This is a genomic window from Brevibacillus sp. SYP-B805, from assembly GCF_011059135.1.
Lineage (GTDB): Bacteria > Bacillota > Bacilli > Brevibacillales > Brevibacillaceae > Brevibacillus_F.
On sequence record NZ_JAALGD010000002.1, the window covers coordinates 358,646 to 380,340 of the forward strand.

Consider the following 21,695-nt stretch of genomic DNA (forward strand, 5'->3'; position numbering starts at 1 on the left):
CCGCCTTTCCTTGCGGCGACCGGAAGAGATTCATTATAATAAATAGGTTGAACTTACTCACGGGAGGACGTACCTACATGGGACAAACGCTGCGGACATGGATAACCCGGTCGGACACCTGGCTCTATCTGCTGCTCGGTTATCCAATCATAGACTACGTGATGCGAAAGATTCTGCCGATTCCCATTGTCTCCTCGTTCTGGGACGATGGGCTGCTCTTGGTGCTCATGCTGTTTACGTTCGGGGCCTATCTGAAAGGAACCCGCAAAATGCCGGGGATCAAGCAGCCCTTTCTTGCTTTTCTGGTGCTGGGCCTGGCCCTGATCGTGACCGATATGGCCCATGCGGATGCCGGCGTGGAAGGCTTTCGGGCGATCTATCAATACATGCTCGCCTTTTTTGTTGGCTTCTATCTGATTCAATCCGCCGGACAGCTGGAGAAGTATGTCAAGCTGCTGGCCATCGTCGGCTTTGTCGTCGGCTTGATCGGGATCGCACAGGTGGCGCTCGGCGTTCAGACCTCGCTCGCCTGGGTCAATGCAGGGGAGGCGACGCGCACGCGGGCCTATTCCATCGTGACCAGCCCCAACGTGCTCGGAAGCTACATGGCTTTGATCAGTCCCGTGTCGATCGGACTCTTTTTGCACAGCACCACGAAAAAAGACCGCCTCATCTGGGCGGTCGTCGCGCTGACCTCGCTGGCGGCGCTGGTGTTTACCGGCTCGCGCGGCGCCTGGTTCGCCCTGGCCTTGGTGCTGTTCATCGGCTGCCTGATGTGGAACCGACGGGTGGCCGCCTGCTTCCTGATCGCCGGCCTGATCGGCGCGGTCGCGCTCTACTTCGCGCCCCATCTGCCCGTGATCGGCACCATCAAAGACCGGATCGCCACGCTGTTTACCAGAGAGTATCTGGAAAAAAGCTTGAGCGACGGCCGACTGGCCCGCTGGTTCGATGCCTATGACCAGCTGCGGCTGGAGCCGCTGTTCGGGGCAGGCCCCGGCCATCACGGCGGCGCGGTGGCCGCCCGCCACTTTGGCACGATTTATACGGACAGCTACCTGTTCAAAAGCATCGCCGAACTCGGCCTGATCGGCGTGGGCCTGCTGATCGCCCTGATGGTGATCACCCTCCGCTACGGCTACCGGCTGGTGCGGCAGATGACGGGCACTCCCCATTTTTTTCTCGTGCTCGGGCTGTTTTGCGGCCTGTTTGCCGTCATCCTGCACAACATGGTGGAGAACATCTTCGAAGTGCCCTTTATGGCTCTGTACTTTTGGTTGTTTGGCGGCTTCTTGACCGGTCTGTTGGCTGATCAATCGCATGCGAAGCAATCGCGGTAAACTATCCGGAAGGTGAATGCCATGCGACAGATATTCAAACTGCAAACGCTCTGCTGGGCGCTGTACGCCATCGCCCTGTTCCTGATCTATCACTTGCTGGTGAAGCCGGCGTTTCTGGACGGCTCCTGGATCGCGCTCGCCGTGTTCATCCCCGTCCTCGCCCTGGCCTATTTCATTCCCCGTCCTGCGGAGCGCCGCCAGGTCGTCACCTTCACCCTGGGCTTTCTGCTCCTGGACCGTGCGCTGACACGGCTGGAGACGGACTCGCTTCTCGCCATGCTGTTCGGGGCGGCTGTCGCCATCCTGGTCGTGGCCGCGCTGGCAGCATGGTACGGCAAGCTGGCGGGGAACGCCGTCCTCGCCCTCGTCCTGGTCGCCGTCCTTGCCAACTTCACGTTTAACCGGGACAATCTGGCGGTGCTGAACCACTTCTACGTCAAATGGGAGTCGGAGCGCCTCTATCACGGGGAGTGGGTGGATTATTTCCCGATCACCCTGTATGACGTGGACGGCGACGGCAAGCAGGAGATCGTCACCTACGGCAATAAAGATGAACTGCCGGAGGAAGAGGAAAGCAAGAAACCGGAGACGGAGGCGGAACGCAAGGCGCTGGCAGACAAGCTGCTGCCGCTGAAGGAGGAGCCGGTTTACCTGTATGTGTTTACCTGGAAGGACGGCCACATGGTCCGCGTGCCCAACGACCGGATTTCCGCCGACACTATGGCCAAACTGCAGGAACAGATGCCGGCCGACTTTCCCGGCTTCCCGTACTACACCGCCATGGATGGCAGGCTCGTGCCCAATGTGCAGCGCCAATCCTACGCGGAAGGCATGCTGCAGGTGGGAACGGCGCCGTATCGCGCGCTCCAGCTGGATCTGCAGAATATCGACCGCCTCCTGGCCGCCAAGCAGGGCCGGATGGACGAGCGGACGGGCTTCGGTCCGCAATCGAACTTCCGCGACCTGCTGATCACCTCCGGACAGATCAGCGGGACGTACGACGGCAAGCCGTTCTCCGCACCCACCACGGCGACGAAGCTGCTCGGGACGATGCGCCTGCCGGATGGGCGGGAAGGGCTGCTTGCCCAGGGGGAACAACTCAGCGTCTATGCGGTCCAGCCGGATGGCTCTCTCGCGGAGGCCTACACCTTGACCACCAAACAGGTGTCGCTGGCCAACTCGGAGTTCATCCCGGCCGATATCGATCATGACAATACGGACGAGTTGTTGGTGGCGGGGACGCCCTCCTACATTCTGGAGCCCAAAGCGGATGGCGGCTGGCAGATTCTCTGGGCAAGCGCCGAAGGGGATGAAAGCTTCCGCTTCTCCAACTTCGCGATGGTCGGTCATGACACCGAACCGGAGATCATCGCCAAAGCCAAAAGCTGGGTCAGCAGCAACCCGCTCCGGTACGTGAGCGGCTTCCGCTATACCCCGGACGGCCTGGAGCAGCTGTGGCGCGTTTACCTGCCGCTCCTCAACATCCAGGTGGGGGATGTGGATGGCGACAAGGAGAACGAAATCATCGCCACTTCCTACGATACGCACCGCCTGCTGGTATTGAAGCAACATGATCTTCCCGTGCTGCCGATGGTGATCCTGCTCTTTGCGGGATTGCTGGGTTACGGGATCGCAAGGAGGTTCCGCCATGCGTAACGTTGGCAAACGAGGAGCGGGAGCGCTGGCGTTGGCTGCCGTGCTGCTGTTGAGCGGCTGCACGTACGAGTCCGGTGAGAAACGTTTTGTCCTGGAGGCGGCGGATTCGGCCGCGACCGAGCTGAAGCCGGCTGCCGAAGCGGGCCAGCTGCTGAAGGCCGCCATCGAAAAAGGGGAAACGGACCCTGACGCCCAAAAATTCTGGTACAAGGGACACGTGAAAAACACCGTCCTTTCCCGGACGACCACCATCATGTTCGAAGGCGCGGTGATCAAGCCGGACGGCTATAATGTGGACGCCCGCATCGCCAGACAGCCGTATCAGTATTACCGCATCGGGGACAAACGCTACGTCCGCGTAAAGGACGCCTGGATGACTGCCAAGGAAGATCCCCTGCCGTTCGATGTGCTGCACGGCTTTGAGGATCTGATTCCGCTGATGGATCGGGCTGTGCTGGCCAAGGAGAGCGACGAGATTTACGGGGTGGATTGCGCGGCGTACCAGGTGAAGATGACCGCGACCGAATGGGTGGCTGCCAGCAAAAGCCCCCTGTTCGGGCCGCTGCGCGATCAGCTCGCCGGCCGTCCCGACATGCAGCAGATCCTGGACAACGGCACCGTCAAGATAACGCTCTGGATCGGCAAGGAGGATCAATTGATCCACCAGTACGAAACATGGATCATCCTGCCGTTCCCGGGAGGCGGTTACATGGATCAGCAGGTGCTGTTCAGCTTTTACAAGTACAACGATCCGGGCATCCAGATCAAAGATCCGGCAGAAGTGGAAAAATATTTGCTGTACTAAAAAAGGAGGGCCGCCGGTGCGCGCGCCCTCCTTTTTTCTTTATTCAGCTCGTTGACCGCACCCGGGCTGCAGGAAGCATCAGAAGGAAAAACCCCGCAATGGCGATGACCCCTGCGACACCGAACGGCGCCTTGGGAAAAACGGCGCTCCCGATGATCCCGGACAAAATGGGAGCGATCGCCGCCCCCATCCAGCGGACGAAATTATAGACACCTGAGGTGATGCCTCGCGGGTAAGGGGATACCTCCATCACATGGCTGGTAAACAGCGCGTTGTTCAAGCCCGAAACCAGTCCGGACAGGATAATCAGCGCAACCTGCAGCCACAACGCCTGAACGGTGAACAGCAGGAAAAGCAGCAGGGCAAAGGCAAGCAATCCGAAACGGAGCAGTTTGTCCGGCGCCCATTGATGTTCCAGCTTGTGGGAGAGGACAGCGGAACCATAGGCGAGGCAGAGGCCCCACCCGAAAAAAATAAAGCCGAGATGGATGGCAGACATCTTCAGCACCAGCGGCGAATAGGCCAACACCGTAAAGAAGCCGTAGTAATACAGCATCCCCGCGAGGGCCCCCTGCAAAAACGGCCGATGGGCGAACAAATGGCCCATTTCCTTTAGGCCGGCAGCCTTCCGCGCCTGCTTGTTCACAGGTTCCTTGACGAAAAACATCACCAGGAAAAAGGCCGTGAAAATCAGCAAGCCCGTCGCATAGAAGGGATAGCGCCACGTGAACCCGCCGAGGACTCCGCCCAGCAGCGGCCCGCCGGCCATCCCCAGTCCGATCGCCGCTTCATACAGGCCTACCGCCGTGCTGACCTGATCGGACAGCGCAATCAGCAGGGTCATGGCCGTCGCAAAAAACAGCGAGTTCCCCAATCCCCAACCGGCCCGAAAGATGGACAGCTGGGAGATGGTATCCGAAAAACCGCACAGCAGCGCAAAGACCGCTACAAGCCCCAGCCCGACCACCATCGATCGTTTGTCGCCCAAGCGGCCCGCCAAAAGCCCGGCGGGAAGCATCATGACGGCCATGGTCACATCCATCGGCTCCAGGCAGTTCGGCCGCTACATTCTGTTTCACCGAAAGCTGCGGCTGGAAAAAGAGGAGATTGCCTGGTGCCGGTGGGTTCTCGCGCTCCTGGAAAACGAACCGCTCGGCAGTAATGAAAACGGCCCGGCGCGATAGCAGCGCCGGGCTCCTTTCACATATTTCCGTTCTTTGGTTGGGCGGTCAGCTCGTCCAGCAGGGACGCCAGCTGGCGCGCCTGTTCCCTGCGTTCATACGGCTTCACCCGCTCGAAAAAGTCGGCGTCACGGCTGGCATCATCCGCCTGCCCCTCTTCTCTGCCCGCTTTCCATTCGCGGTAAAGCCGCAGGAACGCTCCCTTGATCGCATCCTTGTCGGTCGGATCCGCCACCTGACCCAACCGGAAGCGCTGGATAATCTCGGTCGCTTCCCCTGCCATGTTGAGCGCCAGGATCGGCTTGCCGATGCCCATGTATTCATACAGTTTCCCCGGAATATACGCCCCTGCGTCGGGAGAGACGTCCCCGATCAGCAGTTGCACATCCGCGCTTTTCATCAGCCGCAGCGCTTCCTTGTGCGGCAGATTCCCCACGATGCGCACGATGTCGGACAAGCCCAATTCCCGCACGCAATCCGTATTTTCCGAATAACCGGGATAATCAAAGACACCCGCAAAACTGAGCAGCAGATCGTCCCTCTCCACCATCCCCTCATCGATCAGCTCCCGGATGGCCCTAAGCAGCAGACGGGGATTCCGCTTCTGGTACAAAATCCCGGCATAGACGGCATGAAATTTTCCTTCCTCCGCATACGCAGGCTCCAGATCCGCAAAATCGGCGCGGTCAAATCCGTTGTAGATCAGTTCCAGGCGGCGGATGCGCTCGCCATATTTCCGTTTGAAGTTGGCGGCAAAGGTGGCGGTCACGGTCGTAATGGCGTCCGCCTCCGTCATCACCCGCTCCTCCAGCCGCTCCTCCAGCCGCTCCCGCCACGCAATGCCGGTGCGGTGCATGTTCTGCGTCCAGGGATCCCGGAAGTCGGCAATCCAGCGGCAGCCAAACTCTTTGGCAAGCCTGCCCGCCACCAGATGATTGGTGACAGGCCCCGACGTGGAAAAGATGGCGTCGATGCGATGGCTGCGCATGATTTCCCGCCCTTTTTTCAGGGCTTGCGGGTACCAGAGAATCTGATCGTCCGGGATCAACAGGTACGGCTTCACTTTTTTCAGCCCGTTGATCACCATTCGCTTCATCCGGGCGGCGAGGGATGGCCGCCCCGGCTCGCCCGGACTGCCTCCGCCCTGCGCGGCCGCTTTCGGGGCAGGGACGGGAAGCAGGGAGAACTCCTTGGCCCGATGAATGACGACCTCATCCGGCACCTGGGCCAGCAGCGTGTGATCCAGGGTGGCGTGGTACGACGGATCGGCCGTCAGCACGTGAACCCCCCAGCCGAAGTCGCCCAGATACCGGGCCATTTTCAGCGGGCGGGGAACGCCGCCTCCTCCGATGGGGGGGAATATATAGGCAATGATCAGTACATTCCGCGTCTTTGTCATGTTAATTCCTTCCTCGTCGTGCAAACTTCATTGTTAACCATACCACAAGTCCCGTGTTATTGCGAATCCATGAGCCATCTGCTATAGTGAAAATGGCTTGTTGGAAAGGTTCGGGTGGATCAACATGAAGAAATTACGCATCCTCCACGTGATCGGCGGAGGAGAATTCGGCGGCGCTGAACAGCATATCCTCAACCTGCTTTCCTCCTTTCCGAAAGATGCGCTGGAGGTGGGGGTCGTCTGTTTTTATGATTCGGCATTCGCCGCCCAGCTGCGCAAAGCGGGGATTCCTGTTGCGGCGTTGACCCGCTACGGCCGGTTTGACCTGCGTCTGGTCAGCGGACTGAGACGGACATTTCAGGAATATCAGCCTGACATCATACATACCCACGGCGTGAAAGCCAACTTTTTCTCCCGCCTGGCCGCCCGCGGCATCTGCCGCACATTGCTCACGACCGTGCACAGCAACCTGCGTTACGATTATGTCAATCCGCTCGCTTACCTGATTGTCTCGCTGATGGAGCGGAGCACGCGCCGCTTGAACAACCATTACATTGCCGTAAGCGATGCGATCGGCGAGATCCTGCGAAAAGAAGGCGTTCCTCCCCAGGCGATCAGCCTGATTTACAACGGCATTGACATGGGGCCGTTCCGCCAGAGGGAGAGAAGGGCGGACGACCGCTCGCGCCTTTTCGCGGAATGGGGAATCGATCCCGACGCCTTCGTGTTCGGCTCGGTCGCCAGGCTGGTCCCTGTCAAAGGGCTCTCTTTTTTGCTTCAGGCGTTCGCGCTGTTCCTTCAGGAAAATACGTCCCGCCCTTACCGCCTGGTGCTCGTGGGGGACGGTCCCGAAAGAATGACCCTGCAGCAACAGGCGGAGGAGCTTGGCATCTTGCCGCTGGTCACCTTTGCCGGGTTCCGCCGCGACATCCCGACGTGTCTGCATGCTTTTGATGCATTTGTCCATTCTTCCCTGTATGAAGGGCTGGGCTATACGATCATCGAGGCGATGGCGTCGGAGATCCCGGTGGTCGCCACCAATGCGGGCGGCGTGAAAGAATTGGTCAAGCCGGAAGAGACCGGCCTGCTTGTCGAGCCCGGCAATGCGCGGGCATTGGCGGATGCGATGCACAGGCTCGCCGCCGATGCGGACCTGCGCACCCGCTTGACCGCACAAGCCCTGCAGTTGGTGGAACGGACGTTTACCATCGAGCAGATGGCGGATCGGACGCTCGCCTTGTACCACGCTCTTTTGCGCGACATGCCAACGAAACAAGAGGCAACCAGCACCGGCTCCCCGTGATCCGGCGCTTTTATAAGGAGGTCGAAGGCAATGAAACTGTTTATCTCCGCCGACATGGAAGGCTCCACCGGCATCATCGATCCCTCTTACTGCAATCCGGGAGCGAACAATTATGAGCGCGGTCGCCGCTTGATGACCGCCGATGTGAACGCGGTTGTGGAAGCGGCGCTGGCTGCGGGCGCGACCGAAATCGTGGTGGCGGACAGCCACCACAAGATGAACAACATTTTGATCGAAGAGCTGCATCCCGGCGCCACCCTCCTGTGCGGCTCCCCCCGCGACCATTCGATGATGCAGGGGCTCGACAGCACCTTTGACGCCGCCTTCTTTCTGGGGTACCATTCCCGCCACGGCATGCCGGGTGTGTTAAGCCACACCATGTCCGGCGCAATCAAGAACATGTACATCAACGGCCGGGTCGTCGGGGAATTTGGCTTCAATGCGATCTATGCCGGCCACTACGGCGTCCCGGTCTGCCTGGTTTCGGGAGACGATCAGATCGCGCAGGAAGCCAAGGAACTGATCCCTGCCATCTCCACAGCGGTCGTGAAAACGGCAACCTCCCGCACCTCCGCCATCTGTCTGCCGCCTGCCGCGAGCGCCAATCTCCTGCGCCAGGCGACCCAGCAGGCGCTTGCCCGCGTGCGGGAAATCAAGCCGCTGCAGGTAAGCCTGCCTCTCGAGCTTACCATCGAGTTCGCCCATACCGGCCAGGCGGAGATGGCGGCAATCATTCCCGGGGCCTCCCTCCGTCCGGGCACCACGGAAGTTACCTGCCTGGTGGAAGACCCCCGCGAGATGTACAAGACCATGCGGGCGATGCTTAATCTTGCCGGAACCGCCGAATTTTTTTAAACAGCCAACCATTCATGAAAAATCCGACGTGAATTGCACGCCTTATCGTAGACATTGGAGAAACCCCCTATGGATAACCGATGTTACCATAGGGGGGCTGTTCCTTTTACGATATCATTCATGAAATCTTCCCATCATTATGGTGTTGTAGTATTTACCGTCGGCAAGCTTTCTGTCGTTTTTTAATATCCCTTCGATTTCAAAGCCAAACCTTTTATACAGGTTAATGGCTTTCTCGTTTGTTTCCAAAACACTCAAGGTCATTTTTTTAATGCCGTTGGAGTCAGCCCACGAAACGGATTCCTTTAACAGATTTTTCCCAATCCCATATCCCCAATAGTCTTTTAATACGCAGACACCAAACTCTACTTTATGCGAGAATCTGTTTAAATAAATTCCTTCGCATCTTGAAAACCCGACAATCCGATCATGAACGACAGCAACCAGAAACAAGTTTCTCGGTTTCTCCGCATCCATTTTGATCATCCGCTCAAATGCTGGTATATCGATGAACGCCTCCCCTTTTTCCCTGTCCAAATTTTCGGTCTCTCCATCAATCTGTACTCTTAATTCAGACAGTTCTTTTGCATCTTTTTCCATTGCAGATCTAATAGTATAACTGATCCCATTTACACAAAATTCCCGTTTGTTGATGATCATGATATCCTCCATTCCTGTTCGGCGCCATCCTCCGCGGTGAAAAGCATGAACGTCTTGGGACAGGCAAGGGCATGCGAATCAAAAAAATGGATAGAGCATCAGTTGTGTTCTGACCTCTATCCATTCCTTTTGCTTAGATGCGCACCACGGTTACTTTCTCGTCCACATGGCGCGGAATGCGGTTTTTCGTATCAAAGAGAACAGGGGATTTGCCCATCTTTTCCACGAGCGACAGCCAGTCGGCGTCCACAAATTCCTGCTGCACAGCGGTCAGCAGGAGAGCGTCCGCTCCCCGTACCGCCTCTTCCAGCGAATCCACCTTGTGCTCATAGCGGCGGGGAACGGCCGGGTCATACGACACCACGTCCGCGCCGCGCGCCTGCAGCTCCGCGACCAGCTGATGCACGGGGCTGACGCGGTCATCGTTGGAAAAATCCTTCATGGCCAGCCCGAGGACTGCCACCCGGCTTCCGGCCAGCGGCTTGCCAACCTCCTGCAGCGCCTTCTCCAGCATGCCCGCGATTACCCGCGGCACGCCGTCGTTGATCTGCCGCGCCAGCTGCAGCAGGGGCAGCGGCACGCCAAGCTCGTTGGCTTTGGGCTGCAGGTAATGGAGGGCATTGGGCAGACAGAAGCCGCCAACTCCGGGACCGGGGGTGAGCAGATTGACACGGGTATGGGTGTTAGCCACTTTGATCAGCTCAAACGTATCGATCCCGAATGTTTCGGCAAAACGGGCAAACTCCTGCACCATGGCGATGTTGACATCGCGCTGGATATTTTCAATCACCTTGGCGGTTTCCACCACACGGATGTCGGACAGGGTAATCTCCGCTTCGCTGATAAACGACAGCAGCTCTTTCCCTTTCTCGGCGCTTGCCTCGTTGATTCCGCCAAGGACAAGCGGCATGCGGATAAATTCCTCGAAGGCACGCCCTTCCGCGATCCGCTCGGAGCAGTAGGTCAGGTAAAAATCGCTTCCGGCTGCAAGACCGCTTGCCTCTTCCAGGATGGGCTTCAGCACCTCTTCCGTCGTTCCCGGCACTACGGTGCTGCGGATCATGACCATATCTCCCTTTTTCAGCACTTTGCCGAGCGTCTGGGCGCAGCTTTTGAGCGGCCGCAGATCCGGATCGCCGTTATGCACGGGCAGGCCGACCGTCACGATATAGTTGCTCACCTCTCCGGCCGCTTCCTCGTAGGAAGTCGTGGCGCGGAAACGTCCCGCCGCAATCTGCTCCCGGAGGATTTCCGCCAGCGTTTTTCCCTGGTATGATTCTAAATGGTGCGAATGGCCGCTGTTGATCTCCTCCACGAGACCCGGCAGCGCATCCACACCGATCACGCGAGCCCCTTTCATGGCATAGGTTAACGCCAGCGGCAGTCCCACAAAACCGAGGCCTATGACGGCGACACTTACGGGTTGTGTCATCTGAATCTCCTCTTTCACTTATTCTAGTCTGTTCCCTGCGCATTCAATGCCGCTGTTCATGGCAGGCAGGACGGCGGCTGGGGCGGCAGACGCCTTCGGCAGGAAGTAAAGCACATACACCACACCTGCGGCAAAAAACAAGAGACAACACACAAGCAGCACCTTGTACAGCGTTTCCAAGGTGATCCCCCTCTTCCTCGCCTGTCCCTGACGACAAGCCGGTATCAACCAACTGTTAATTATAGCAATGGGCCTTTCATAAGTAAACGGTAAGGGGCCCCTGCACAAACACCTGACAGGCAAGACGGCACCCCTGCTGAACCGCCTGCTCCCCCAGCCGGTAGCGTTCCGTCCCGCTCGGCGGCGCCGCGGAGCCGTCGGGAATCTCCATCCGCAAGCGGCATGTGGCGCATTTTCCCGTGGTGCACATGAACGTTACGGGCAGGCTGGCTTCCACCATCGCCAGCAGCAGATTCTCCCCTGGCTTTACCTCCAGCTTCCTGCACTCGTTCCCCACCATCACGCTGACTGCAATCCGGCTGTCCGCCTCCACGATATCCTCTCCCCGCCTGAGCGTCTATAACGACAAACTGGCCCCGATCACATAGGAAAAACCGATCGAGATCACCATGGCTATCAGGCCGACAGCCCGATTATCCCGGGCGATCTCCTCATCCACCCGAAAGCTTGGTGTCATGAATTCAAAAATGAAATAGCTGATCAGGAGCAGGAGAAAGCCGAACGATCCCCAGATCAGCGACCGTCCGATGCTGTCGTGATGCTCGATGGAAAAGCGGAACACGTTGGCTACGCCGAATATTTTGCCGCCCGTCGCCATGGCTACGGCCAGATTGCCGTTCTTGATCTCCTCCATCACATTGTAGCGGGTAACCAGCTCAAAAACCGTGAGAAACAGGATCATCGCAAGTCCCGTCACCGCATAGTAAGCGGTCGTCGCGATATATGGATTGCTCAACAGGCTGGCCATACCTCTGCCTCCCCCGCAGTTATTTCAATTCCACAATCGTGGCGCCGACGCCCCCTTCGCCCTGTCCTCCCAGGCGGAACGATTTCACATGGCGATGGCTGCGCAGATAGTCATGCACGCCTTTGCGCAGGACGCCCGTCCCATGCCCGTGGATGATGGAGACCGTATGCAGCCCGGCCAGAAGCGCTTCGTCCAGATACTGGTCGATCTCCCGAATGCCGTCCTCCACGTTGTACCCGCGCAGATCCAGCTCCATCTTGACGCTGCCGCGGCTCCGCTTGACCGCGGTATAGCTGACCATAGGCTCGGTCTTCACGGGTTTGACGACCTGCATGTCGTCCTGCTTCACCTTCATCTTCATCATGCCGATCTGCACCAGAAACTCCTGGCCCGATACCTTCTCCAGCACCGTGCCGCGCTGCCCGAAGCTGGTCACCATCACTTCGTCCCCCGGTTTGATCTGTCCAGCGCGCGCCGGTTTCGCCGGTTTCTTCACTTTTTCCTTCTCCAGCTCCAGCACGGCTTCGTTCAGCCGTTTCCTGGCCGCAATCAGGCGGTGCTCCTTGATTTCCACGCCTTCCGCCATCATGCTCCGCAGCTCGCGGATGACCGCGTCCGCCTCCTCCTTCGCCAGCTGAACGGCGATGCGGGCCTCTTCCTCGGCTTTCGCCAGCAGGCGATTCTTCTCCTCCGCGAAACGGGCGCGCTCTTCTTCCAGCTGGCGGCGCAGATCCTCCGCTTCCCGGCGCAGCGCTTCGGCGCTCTGCCGCTCCTGCTCCGCTTTTTTTCGGTTGCGTTCCAGCGACGCGATCATGGATTCGACCTGATTCTCCTCGTCGCTGATCGATGCCTTGGCCCGGGCGATAATCTCCTCGGACAATCCGAGACGCCGCGCGATGGCAAAGGCATTGGAGCGGCCGGGCACCCCGATCAGCAGGCGATAGGTGGGCCTGAGCGTCTGGACGTCAAACTCCACGCTGGCATTGATCGCTTCCGGCCTGTCGTAGGCGTATGCTTTCAGCTCGCTGTAATGCGTAGTGGCGATCAGGCGCGCACCGCTGTCGATCACATGGTCGATGATCGCCATCGCGAGCGCCGCCCCTTCCGTCGGATCGGTGCCCGCGCCCAACTCGTCAAACAGGACCAGACTGCGCTCATCCATCGTCTTCAGAATCTGGATGATGTTGGTCATGTGGCTCGAGAAGGTGGATAAGCTTTGTTCAATGGACTGCTCATCCCCGATATCGGCGAAAATGGAGGAGAAGACGGTCATTTCGCTCTCCTCTTCCGCCGGGATATGCAGACCGGCCATCGTCATCAGCGACAGCAGGCCCACCGTTTTCAACGAGACGGTTTTTCCGCCCGTATTGGGACCCGTCACGACGATGGCGGTATAATCGCCGCCCAGTTCCACATCGATCGGCACCACCGCGTCGTGGGGAATGAGGGGATGGCGGGCTTTTTTCAGCCGAATGTAGCCGCGCTCATTCAGCTTCGGGCCGATCGCTTTCATGCTGCTGGCAAGCTGCGCCTTGGCAAAAATGAAATCCAGCTCCGCCAGTGCCTCGATGTTTTCCCGGAGCGGCTCCACTTGGGCCGCTACCAGCTCCGTCAGCTGGTACAGGATGCGCTCAACTTCCCGCTCTTCCTTCAACCGGTATTCGCGCAGCTTGTTGTTCATCGCCACGATCGCTTCCGGCTCGATGAACAGCGTGGCGCCGGATGCGGACTGGTCGTGGACGATCCCGCCGAACACGTGGCGGTACTCCTGCTTCACCGGGATCACATAGCGGTCGCCGCGGATGGTGATAATGCTGTCCATCAGCATCTTCTGATAGCTGGACGAGCGTATCATCTGGTCCAGCTTTTCGCGGATGCGGGCTTCCAGCTGGCGGATCTCCTGCCGGATCTGGCGCAGTTCGGGGCTGGCGCTGTCCAGCACATCGCCATTGTCATCGATGCAGCGCTTGATCTCCGTCTCCAGCTCCCGCAGCCCCTCGATCCGCTCCGCCTTCCCCTGAATGATGGGAAGGGGCTCATCCTCACACAGATCAAGGAGAAAGGTTTTTAACCGCCGGCCGGCGAAGACGGTGCTTGCCACATCCAACAGTTCCTGCGGGGCGAGCATCGAGCCAAGCCGCGCCCGCTGAACAGGCCCGCGGATATCGCGAATCCCTCCCAGCGGCACGCTACCTTTCAGGCGCAGGACCGTCGCCCCTTCCCCCGTCTCCTGCTGCGCCAGCCGCACCTGTTCGATATGTGTAAAGGGAAGCAGTTCTTCCGCCTTTTCCTTGCCGAGGACGGATGTCGCCTTGTCCACCAGCAAAGCGATCACCTTGTCATACTCCAGGGTTTTCAACACCCGTACTTCCACAATGATCCTCCTTCAAATCCTTGCATACATGCGTTCATTCCCTTCATTATAGCATGCCGGGGAGGAGAAGAATAATTTGACATGCGTTCGTTTACATACTTTCACTGCCGGTGCGCAGAATGTTAATAAACCCAATTTACAAGGAGGAACTGCCATGACGATTCTCCGTCACGTCGTCCGCTTTATCGTAGCGGCCATCGTGCTGATGTTTGTCGGTTTTCTGGTTCCCGGTTTCACGGTCAGCAGCTTCTGGACTGCGCTTATTGCCGCCCTCGTGATCGCTGCGATCGGCTGGGGTGTGGAAGCGCTGTTTGGAGACAGGATCTCTCCGTATAATCGCGGGATCGTCGGTTTTCTGGTCAGCGCCGTGGTCATTTACGTCACCCAGTTTTTCGTATCCGGCTTTCGGGTTACCGTTCTGGGTGCGCTGCTTGCCTCGCTGGTGATCGGGATCATCGACCTGTTTATCCCGATCAAAACGCATATGGATATGCGCAACGGCGATGCAGGCAATCGCCAGGAGAGCTGACAAAGCCCAGCCGGGTGCAAGAAGGGATGATCCTTCGCTTCCAAGGGACGGATGATCCCTTTTTCTTTTGGAGAATTGCACGGCAACATGTCGAATGATTGAACGGCGATCTCTGTGGTAAAAAAAGAGAGAGAAAGACGACAACGGGGGAGGATGCCATGAAACCAAAAGATGTACTGGCGCTGTTTGGACTGGCCGCCTTATGGGGAGCATCATTTTTGTTCATTCGAATCGCTGCGCCCGTCCTGGGGCCGTTTCTCACCATTCAAGGGCGTGTCACCCTTGCAGGCGTCGCACTGCTGCTTCTGTTGTGGGGGACCAGACGCTCTGCAGCCTTTCGGCAATACTGGAAGCAGTATCTGATCATCGGGGCATTGAATGCAGCGATCCCGTTTTCCCTCATCGCGACAGCCGCCCTGCATTTGCATGCCTCCCTCTCCGCCATTCTCAACTCTTTGACGCCGTTGTTTACCGCGTGCGTTGCCGGTATCTGGATGAAAGAGCGGTTGACGGCGCGAAAATGGGCGGGCATCATGCTGGGGATCAGCGGCGTTGCGGTGTTGGTCGGGTGGAGTTCCCTCCCCTTGACGCGAGAGGTGATAATGTCCGTACTCTTTTCGATTCTTTCGACCTTGTCGTACGCCTTTGCGGGGGTTTATGCCAAGAAAGCCTTTCAGAACCAATCGCCGCTCGCCGTCGCGGCTGGGCAGCAGATGGGGGCATCGGTTCTCATGCTTCCGCTTGCGGTTTGGGACCTGCCGGTTGCCGCTTCTGACCTTTCTGCCGTCGTCATTTTCTCCGTCCTCGGGCTGGCCCTGTTTTGTACCGCCATCGGTTACCTGCTGTACTTCCAACTGATTGCCAGCGTAGGGCCGACAAAAACCCTGAGCGTTACCTTCCTGATCCCCTTGTTCGGCGTCATCTGGGGCGTACTCTTCCTGCACGAGCAGGTCACCTTTGGCACGCTGGCAGGTCTAGCGGTCATTCTGAGCAGCATTTTCCTCATCTCGGAGCTGCCGCTGCCGGCTTTCCTTGCCAGTCAGCAGAAAGAAGCGCGCGAGCAGCAGACCTGACGCATGGAAAAGAGGCTCACGCGCTGTGAGCCTCTTGCGGTTTATGCCGATCCGGGAGCCGCCATCCGATGGATCATGCCGGCCAGATAGCCTGCCCCAAATCCGTTGTCGATATTGACCACCGCCACGCCGGTGGCGCAAGCGTTCAGCATGGTCAGCAGCGCGGAGAGGCCGCCGAAGTTGGCGCCATACCCGACGCTGGTCGGGACGGCGATCACCGGCTTGTCAACGAGCCCCGCCACCACGCTTGCCAAAGCCCCTTCCATCCCGGCGACACATACGATCACCGCCGCCTCCCGGATCTCGGCAAGCCGGTTGAACAGACGGTGAATGCCCGCCACGCCCACATCCGCAATGACGCGGGCTTCACTGCCGAAACAGCGCACCGTCCATGCCGCCTCCTGCGCGACCCGCCAATCGGAGGTTCCAGCCGTCACGATCGCCACATACCCCGGTCGGACGGGAACGAGCGGTTCTTTGCTCCACAGGGCAATTCCCGCCTCCTGATCCACCCGGATGTCGGGGATGGCCGCGGCCAGGGCTTCCGCCTGCCCGTTGGAGACACGCGTCGCCAGCACCACATCCTGATGCTGCATCAGCCGTTGAAAAATGGCGACCAGCTGTTCAACCGTCTTGCCTGCCGCAAAGACGACTTCGGGAAAACCGGTTCGCTCCTGCCGGTTCAGATCGAGCGCCGCAAACCCCAGGTCGCCCACCGCCGTCAGCAGCTCCTCCGCTTCCTCCACGCTCAACCGGCCGTTTCTCACATCCTCCAGCACTCTTCTGAGATCAGCCATGCTGCGCTTTCACATCCGATCCCAGCATCGCATTCAGGCTGCCTGTCTGGTACCCGAACAGATCAAGCGTCACATATTGGAAACCGATCTCCTGCAGCGTGCGGTTGATCTCGGCATGCTTTTCCACAATCCTGGGGAAATCTTCGGGACTTACTTCAATCCGGGCGATGGTGTCATGGTGGCGCACGCGCACCAGATGGAAGCCGAGGCTCAGAAGATATCCTTCCGCCCGGTCGATCTGGTCGATTTTTTCCAACGTAATCTCCGAGCCGTACGGAATCCGGGACGACAGGCAGGCAAACGACGGCTTGTTCCACGTCGGCAGCCCCATCTCCCTGGACAGCTGCCGAATCTCTTCCTTGTACAAACCGGCTTCCTGCAGAAGGCTGCGGACCCCGCGCTGCGCAGCGGCCACGCGCCCCGGACGGTAATCGCCCAGATCGTCCATGTTGGCCCCGTCGCAAATCACGCCATTCCATTCATTGCGCTCCGCCAAATCCCCCAAATGCTGATACAAGCCGTCCTTGCAGTAAAAACAGCGGTTTACCGGATTGGCAACAAAATTGGGGTTCTCCATCTCCCGGATCTCCGTGGTGTAAAAGCGCGCATTCAGCTGCTTGGCCAGCTGCTTGGCCGCTTCAAACTCGCGCGTGGGAAACGTTTCCGAGGAGGCCGTCACGGCGATTGCCCGATCCCCCAGTTCCTGCACCGCCCGCGCAAGCAGAAAGGTGCTGTCCACCCCTCCGGAAAACGCGACAATCACGGTGCCCAACTCGCGGAGAAGCTCTCCCAGCTTTGCATTCTTTTCCTGTATCGTCAAACGGCTTGCCTGCTCGACCAACTGCTCCTTCGACAGTGCCGCCATCTGCAGTTCCCCCTTTCCAGTTACGCACGACTCTCATTATATCACTAAATAACCCACCCGGCATAAGCTGGGCTCAACCCCAAAAAGTGAAGTTGGCCTGCGAAGCTTATTCCGAGTACTTTTCGGGGACCCCTGAACAACTGCGCCGGGCGGGGCCCCGAACCCATTCTACGCGGCGAAACCGGAGTCCCCAACTTATCAATTCTTATCGCACGAAAAGAAGAGAGAGGCGCACGTCCGCCTCTCTTCTCCATGTTCTATTCCCGACAGCCTTCAGCCTTTTGCGTCTTCCTGCAGCAGCTTCAGCAGTTCCTCGTATTCCTGACGCAGGCGAAAGTATTCATCAGCGATGTTGACGGCGCTCAACACGGCAATCTTGGCGGTATCGAGGCGCGGGTTGTGCTGGGCGATCTCAGTCATCTTGTCGTTGACATGCCCCGCCACCATCCGCATATGGCTTACGCTCGCCCTGCCGCAGAGCCGATATTGCTGCCCGAATATCTCCACCGTTAACCGATTCTTCCCGTCACCCTGCACCAAGGTTTCCTCCCTCAACTGACGATACTTCGTCTCTCTCAGGTTACTGAAAATGACAGATTTCGTCAAGATTTTCCGGTTTGAAGTCCCTACGCGCGCAGCTCGGCTCCCGTTTTTTCCGCGAGGGCCTGGATGACGCGGGAGGTTACTTCCTGCACTTCTTCATCCTGCAGGGTGCGTTCCGGATGGCGATAAACGAGCGAGAAGGCCATGCTTTTCTTGTCGGCCGCAATCCGTTCGCCTGTATACACATCGAACAGGGTGAGCGATTCCAACAGGTCGCCGGCCGCTTCCCGGATCGTCTCCGCCAGCGCTGCCGCCGGCGTGGCGCGGTCCACCACCAGCGCCAGGTCACGCGTCACAGCCGGGAATTTCGGCAGCGGCGCATAGTTGATGAGCGGTGTCGACAAGGCGGCCAGCTGGGCGACGTCGAACTGGAAGACATACGTCTCCTCCAGATCGTACGTTTTTTCGGTCTGCGGATGCAGCTGACCGAAGAAGCCGATCTTCTTCCCGTTCACCGTCACCTCAGCCGTGCGGCCCGGATGCATGCCCGTCAGATCGGCTGCCGGCCGGTACACGGCGTCAGCAATGCCCAGACGGGAGAGCAGCGATTCGACGATCCCCTTTACCAGGAAAAAGTCGACAGGCTGTTTCACTCCTTGCCAGTTTTGCGGAACCCATTGGCCTGTCAGCACCCCGCCCAGGTAGAAACGCTCTTCCGGCAGCCGGGTCAGCTTCTCTTCCGCGCTTAAAAAGACGTGTCCCAGCTCGAAGAACGCCAGGTCGTGATTCTGCCGGTTCCTGTTGTAGGTGAGCGTCTCCAGCAGGCTGGGAAGCAGCCCGGTGCGCAGCACGCTGTGGTCTTCGCTCATCGGCATCGCCAGCGGGATCGGCTTGAGCTCCCCTTCATGGAGTCCGGCCACCGCCGCATTCAGCCTGGGATGAACCAGGGCGTAGGAAATGGCCTCCGCCATGCCAAGGCCGATCAGATGATGGCGGATCGTGCGCCGCAGCTTTTGCTCCGGTGTCAGGCCCCCCTGCACGGTTTCTCCCTCCGGCAGGCTGGTGGGGATGTTGTCATAGCCGTAGAGCCGGGCCACTTCTTCGATCAGATCCTCCGGCAGGGCAATGTCCCCCCGGCGGGTCGGCACCGTGACGCGCCAGGCGCTGCCGGTCTGCTCATAGGCAAATTGCAGACGGTCAAAAATGGCCGACACCTCTTCCGCCGTCAAGGACGTGCCGAGGTGGCCGTTGATTTTCTCCAGCGTGATGGCGATCGTCACCGGCTCCGCCTGCTGCACCACAGCGCTCGCCACTCCACGGGAGACGGTCGCTTTCGCCAGCTGCTGGATCAGCATGGCCGCCCGTTCGCCCGCTTCCGCCACACGGGACTGATCGACGCCTTTTTCCCAGCGGACGCACCCCTCCGTGCGCATCCCCAGCATGCGGGCAGAGCGGCGGATGGAACGGGGAGTGAAATAGGCCGCTTCCAGGATGATTTCCGTCGTGTCGGGAACGATCTCCGAGTTGGCGCCTCCCATGATGCCGGCGATGGCCAGCCCTTTTTCCGGGTCCGCGATCACCAGGGTTTCGCCGTCGAGCGTTCGCTCCTGATCATCCAGCGTCACCAGCTTCTCTTCCGGCTCCGCCAGCCGCACCACGATGGAGCGGTTGGCTACCTTGGCCGCATCGAACGCGTGCAGCGGCTGCCCGTATTCGAGCATCACATAGTTGGTGATATCCACCACGTTGTTGATCGGGCGCACACCTGCCGCCATCAGCCGGTTTTTCATCCACTGCGGCGAGGAACCGATCTGCGCATGGGTGAAATGTCTGCCGACATACCGGTAGCAATGGTCTTTCGCTTCAATCTGGACGGTGACGGGATTCTCCCCGCCGTCTTCCACCACCTCAATGCGCGGCAGCTTCACCTCCCTGCCCAGGATGGCGGCCACTTCGTATGCCACGCCGATCATGCTGAGGCAATCGGAGCGGTTGGGAGTCAGGCCCAATTCCAGCACATAGTCGTCCAGGCCGAGATAGGTGACCGCATCCATCCCGACTTCCGCCTCATCCGGCAGCACCAGGATGCCTTCCTGCTGATCCTTGGCCAGCAGCTTGTCGTTGATGCCAAGCTCCTTGGCGGAACAGATCATCCCTTGGGATTCCACGCCGCGCAGCTTGGAGCGCTTGATCACAATCCCTCCCGGCAGCTTGGCTCCCGGCAGAGCGACCGGCACCTTTTGCCCCTGTGCGACATTTGCCGCGCCGCAGACGATCTGCAGGTCTTCTCCCTGGCCCGCATCCACGATGCAGACGCTCAGCCGGTCCGCATCCGGGTGCTTGCTCCGTTCCTTCACATAGCCCACCACCACATGGGAGACCCCCAGGTTGCGCGGCTCCACCGCTTCCACTTCAATCCCGCTGCGCGTCAGCTTCTCCGCCAGCTCATGCGGGGTGATATCGGACAAGTCGACATAATCGGACAGCCATTGATAGGATACCTTCATCGTTTCCTTTCCCTCCTAACCACGGTTGAACTGCCGCAAGAAGCGCACATCATTGGTGTAGAAATGGCGGACATCCTCCACGCCGTAACGCAGCATGGCAATCCGCTCCACTCCCATTCCGAAAGCAAATCCGCTCACCTCTTGCGGATCGTAGCCGGCCATTTGCAGCACCCGCGGGTGAACCATGCCGGAGCCAAGGATCTCGATCCATCCGGTATGTTTGCACACCCGGCACCCTTCGCCGCCGCAGATCACGCATTGAATATCCACCTCGGCGCTCGGCTCTGTAAACGGGAAGAAGCTTGGCCGCAGCCGGATCTGCTGATTCGGCCCGAACATCTGTCTGGCAAACGAGAGCAGCGTCCCTTTCAGATCGCTCATGCGAATGCCTTTGTCCACCACTAGGCCTTCCACCTGCGTGAACTGATGGGAGTGGGTCGCATCATCATCGTCGCGCCGGTACACCTTGCCGGGACAGATGATCTTCACCGGCGTCCGGCCTTCCTTCTTCAGCATGGTCCGCGCCTGCACCGGCGACGTATGCGTTCGCAGCAGGATGTCGTCGGTAATGTAGAACGAATCCTGCATGTCGCGGGCCGGGTGATCCTTCGGCAGATTCAGCATCTCGAAGTTGAAGTGATCCAGTTCCACCTCGGGACCTTCCGCCACCTCAAACCCCATGCCGATAAAAATGTCCTCGATCTGTTCAATGATGCGGGACAGCGGATGCATCGTGCCTGCCGGTACGGGACGTCCCGGCAGCGTCACATCGATCTGCTGGGACGCAAGCTTGGCCCTGAGAGCCGCCTGTTCCAGCTCTTCCTGCTTCTCGCCCAGCGCGCGTTCCAGAGCTTCGCGCACGTCGTTGACCAACTGGCCGACGATGGGCCGCTCTTCCGCGGAGAGGCTTCCCATGCCGCGCAGGATCTCGGTAAGCTCGCCCTTTTTGCCCAAATATTTGACGCGCAGCTCCTGCAGCGCCTGGGCGTCCGCCACCTGGCTGATCTGTGCCAGGGCGGATTGTTTCATTTCCTGTAATCGTGCCTGCACACCTCATCGCTCCTTTGAAAAAAATAAAAAACCCGTTCCCCCAAAGGGACGAGTTTGCTCGCGGTACCACCCTATTTAGGCCCACGATACGGGCCTCACCTCACATGTTGGTAACGGGAACACCCGGTCGCCCCTACTGCATTCCCGGGAGAAATGGTTCAGGGGACAGCTCGGGAGGGAATTCGGCCAGGATAGTATGGAGATGCTCTCAGTCTTTGGCACCCCCTCCCTGTCAAAACTATGGGTCTGGCTTACTAGTCTCCGTCAACGCAATGTTTTATAATATGAAAATGTAGGTAAATTATACCGTAAGGACGCTGCTTTGGCAAACCGGCCGG

The 21,695-nt window shown here is 59.0% G+C and carries 20 protein-coding genes, 1 pseudogene and 1 other annotated feature; of the genes and pseudogenes, 8 read left to right on the forward strand and 13 right to left on the reverse strand.

Going from position 1 to position 21,695, the window contains the following annotated elements:
- The first annotated feature begins 77 nt into the window (after window positions 1-77).
- The 3 genes from G3578_RS04460 to G3578_RS04470 are packed head-to-tail and all read left to right on the forward strand — an operon-like array spanning window position 78 to window position 3,801.
- The gene (locus G3578_RS04460) at window positions 78-1,340 is read left to right on the forward strand and encodes an O-antigen ligase family protein (protein WP_165209085.1); all 1,263 of its coding nucleotides are present in this window, start codon (window positions 78-80) and stop codon (window positions 1,338-1,340) included.
- A 21-nt stretch (window positions 1,341-1,361) separates the two neighbouring features.
- Complete coding sequence (locus G3578_RS04465) at window positions 1,362-2,996, forward strand: hypothetical protein (RefSeq protein WP_165209088.1); 1,635 nt, start codon at window positions 1,362-1,364, stop codon at window positions 2,994-2,996.
- On the forward strand, window positions 2,989-3,801 hold the full coding sequence (locus G3578_RS04470; protein ID WP_165209091.1) for a hypothetical protein: 813 nt from the start codon (window positions 2,989-2,991) through the stop codon (window positions 3,799-3,801). The genes G3578_RS04465 and G3578_RS04470 overlap by 8 nt, the downstream gene beginning before the upstream one ends.
- A 43-nt stretch (window positions 3,802-3,844) precedes the next feature.
- On the opposite strand, the pseudogene G3578_RS04475 reads toward G3578_RS04470, so the two are convergent.
- A pseudogene (locus tag G3578_RS04475) lies at window positions 3,845-4,837 on the reverse strand (MFS transporter); the annotation flags it as partial.
- Between G3578_RS04475 and G3578_RS04480 the strand changes: the two are divergent.
- Window positions 4,830-4,985, forward strand: coding sequence for a hypothetical protein (locus G3578_RS04480; protein ID WP_241254468.1), 156 nt, complete (start codon window positions 4,830-4,832; stop codon window positions 4,983-4,985). The pseudogene G3578_RS04475 and the gene G3578_RS04480 sit on opposite strands and share 8 nt — an antisense overlap.
- A 16-nt stretch (window positions 4,986-5,001) precedes the next feature.
- Here G3578_RS04480 and G3578_RS04485 read toward each other — a convergent pair whose 3' ends face one another.
- On the reverse strand, window positions 5,002-6,381 hold the full coding sequence (locus G3578_RS04485) for a glycosyltransferase family 4 protein (protein WP_165209100.1): 1,380 nt from the start codon (window positions 6,379-6,381) through the stop codon (window positions 5,002-5,004).
- Between the two features lie 124 nt (window positions 6,382-6,505).
- On the opposite strand from G3578_RS04485, the gene G3578_RS04490 reads away from it, so the two are divergent.
- Window positions 6,506-7,684: a glycosyltransferase gene (locus G3578_RS04490; RefSeq protein WP_165209103.1), complete on the forward strand. Its 1,179-nt coding sequence runs from the start codon at window positions 6,506-6,508 to the stop codon at window positions 7,682-7,684.
- 30 nt (window positions 7,685-7,714) lie between these two features.
- Window positions 7,715-8,539, forward strand: a complete 825-nt coding sequence (locus tag G3578_RS04495) for a M55 family metallopeptidase (protein WP_165209106.1) — start codon at window positions 7,715-7,717, stop codon at window positions 8,537-8,539.
- 114 nt (window positions 8,540-8,653) lie between these two features.
- On the opposite strand, the gene G3578_RS04500 is transcribed toward G3578_RS04495, so the two are convergent.
- From G3578_RS04500 to G3578_RS04525, 6 genes are all read right to left on the reverse strand, one after another.
- Window positions 8,654-9,199, reverse strand: coding sequence for a GNAT family N-acetyltransferase (locus G3578_RS04500; protein WP_165209109.1), 546 nt, complete (start codon window positions 9,197-9,199; stop codon window positions 8,654-8,656).
- 133 nt (window positions 9,200-9,332) lie between these two features.
- Complete coding sequence (locus G3578_RS04505; protein ID WP_165209112.1) at window positions 9,333-10,631, reverse strand: nucleotide sugar dehydrogenase; 1,299 nt, start codon at window positions 10,629-10,631, stop codon at window positions 9,333-9,335.
- An 18-nt stretch (window positions 10,632-10,649) separates the two neighbouring features.
- A complete protein-coding gene (locus G3578_RS04510; RefSeq protein WP_165209115.1) occupies window positions 10,650-10,811 on the reverse strand; it encodes a hypothetical protein in 162 nt (53 codons plus the stop codon).
- A 76-nt stretch (window positions 10,812-10,887) separates the two neighbouring features.
- Window positions 10,888-11,184 carry a 2Fe-2S iron-sulfur cluster-binding protein gene (locus G3578_RS04515; protein WP_346773954.1) on the reverse strand — a complete coding sequence of 99 codons (297 nt, stop codon included), beginning with the start codon at window positions 11,182-11,184 and terminating at the stop codon, window positions 10,888-10,890.
- Between the two features lie 24 nt (window positions 11,185-11,208).
- Window positions 11,209-11,619: a DUF350 domain-containing protein gene (locus G3578_RS04520; protein WP_165209118.1), complete on the reverse strand. Its 411-nt coding sequence runs from the start codon at window positions 11,617-11,619 to the stop codon at window positions 11,209-11,211.
- Between the two features lie 19 nt (window positions 11,620-11,638).
- Entirely contained in the window at window positions 11,639-13,993 is a 2,355-nt protein-coding gene (locus tag G3578_RS04525; protein ID WP_165209121.1) for an endonuclease MutS2, read from the reverse strand.
- Window positions 13,994-14,147: 154 nt separating this feature from the next.
- Here G3578_RS04525 and G3578_RS04530 point away from each other — a divergent pair, with 154 nt between their 5' ends.
- Together G3578_RS04530 and G3578_RS04535 are read left to right on the forward strand one after the other, a co-directional pair.
- Entirely contained in the window at window positions 14,148-14,522 is a 375-nt protein-coding gene (locus G3578_RS04530) for a phage holin family protein (RefSeq protein ID WP_165209124.1), read from the forward strand.
- A 158-nt stretch (window positions 14,523-14,680) separates the two neighbouring features.
- Window positions 14,681-15,595: a DMT family transporter gene (locus G3578_RS04535; protein ID WP_165209127.1), complete on the forward strand. Its 915-nt coding sequence runs from the start codon at window positions 14,681-14,683 to the stop codon at window positions 15,593-15,595.
- Window positions 15,596-15,636: 41 nt separating this feature from the next.
- On the opposite strand, the gene larB is transcribed toward G3578_RS04535, so the two are convergent.
- From larB to pheS, 5 genes are all read right to left on the reverse strand, one after another.
- The gene (gene larB / locus G3578_RS04540; protein WP_165209130.1) at window positions 15,637-16,392 is read right to left on the reverse strand and encodes a nickel pincer cofactor biosynthesis protein LarB; all 756 of its coding nucleotides are present in this window, start codon (window positions 16,390-16,392) and stop codon (window positions 15,637-15,639) included.
- A complete protein-coding gene (gene larE / locus G3578_RS04545) occupies window positions 16,385-17,257 on the reverse strand; it encodes an ATP-dependent sacrificial sulfur transferase LarE (protein WP_165209133.1) in 873 nt (290 codons plus the stop codon). The genes larB and larE overlap by 8 nt, the downstream gene beginning before the upstream one ends.
- Before the next feature lie 273 nt (window positions 17,258-17,530).
- Window positions 17,531-17,794 (reverse strand): cell division protein ZapA, encoded by a 264-nt coding sequence (gene zapA / locus G3578_RS04550; protein WP_165209136.1) that lies wholly within the window; start codon window positions 17,792-17,794, stop codon window positions 17,531-17,533.
- An 89-nt stretch (window positions 17,795-17,883) separates the two neighbouring features.
- On the reverse strand, window positions 17,884-20,307 hold the full coding sequence (gene pheT, locus G3578_RS04555) for a phenylalanine--tRNA ligase subunit beta (protein ID WP_165209139.1): 2,424 nt from the start codon (window positions 20,305-20,307) through the stop codon (window positions 17,884-17,886).
- A gap of 15 nt (window positions 20,308-20,322) precedes the next feature.
- Entirely contained in the window at window positions 20,323-21,357 is a 1,035-nt protein-coding gene (gene pheS, locus G3578_RS04560) for a phenylalanine--tRNA ligase subunit alpha (RefSeq protein WP_165209142.1), read from the reverse strand.
- A 41-nt stretch (window positions 21,358-21,398) separates the two neighbouring features.
- Window positions 21,399-21,634 (reverse strand) — a binding site (T-box leader).
- Window positions 21,635-21,695 lie beyond the last annotated feature (61 nt).

Bases quoted from the DNA above. Each gene is read 5' to 3' on its own strand.
- G3578_RS04460 (WP_165209085.1), top strand. From the start codon at position 78: ATGGGACAAACGCTGCGGACATGGATAACCCGGTCGGACACCTGGCTC.
- G3578_RS04465 (WP_165209088.1), top strand. From the start codon at position 1,362: ATGCGACAGATATTCAAACTGCAAACGCTCTGCTGGGCGCTGTACGCC.
- G3578_RS04470 (WP_165209091.1), top strand. From the start codon at position 2,989: ATGCGTAACGTTGGCAAACGAGGAGCGGGAGCGCTGGCGTTGGCTGCC.
- G3578_RS04480 (WP_241254468.1), top strand. From the start codon at position 4,830: ATGGTCACATCCATCGGCTCCAGGCAGTTCGGCCGCTACATTCTGTTT.
- G3578_RS04485 (WP_165209100.1), bottom strand. From the start codon at position 6,381: ATGACAAAGACGCGGAATGTACTGATCATTGCCTATATATTCCCCCCC.
- G3578_RS04490 (WP_165209103.1), top strand. From the start codon at position 6,506: ATGAAGAAATTACGCATCCTCCACGTGATCGGCGGAGGAGAATTCGGC.
- G3578_RS04495 (WP_165209106.1), top strand. From the start codon at position 7,715: ATGAAACTGTTTATCTCCGCCGACATGGAAGGCTCCACCGGCATCATC.
- G3578_RS04500 (WP_165209109.1), bottom strand. From the start codon at position 9,199: ATGATCATCAACAAACGGGAATTTTGTGTAAATGGGATCAGTTATACT.
- G3578_RS04505 (WP_165209112.1), bottom strand. From the start codon at position 10,631: ATGACACAACCCGTAAGTGTCGCCGTCATAGGCCTCGGTTTTGTGGGA.
- G3578_RS04520 (WP_165209118.1), bottom strand. From the start codon at position 11,619: ATGGCCAGCCTGTTGAGCAATCCATATATCGCGACGACCGCTTACTAT.
- G3578_RS04530 (WP_165209124.1), top strand. From the start codon at position 14,148: ATGACGATTCTCCGTCACGTCGTCCGCTTTATCGTAGCGGCCATCGTG.
- G3578_RS04535 (WP_165209127.1), top strand. From the start codon at position 14,681: ATGAAACCAAAAGATGTACTGGCGCTGTTTGGACTGGCCGCCTTATGG.
- larB (WP_165209130.1), bottom strand. From the start codon at position 16,392: ATGGCTGATCTCAGAAGAGTGCTGGAGGATGTGAGAAACGGCCGGTTG.
- larE (WP_165209133.1), bottom strand. From the start codon at position 17,257: ATGGCGGCACTGTCGAAGGAGCAGTTGGTCGAGCAGGCAAGCCGTTTG.
- pheT (WP_165209139.1), bottom strand. From the start codon at position 20,307: ATGAAGGTATCCTATCAATGGCTGTCCGATTATGTCGACTTGTCCGAT.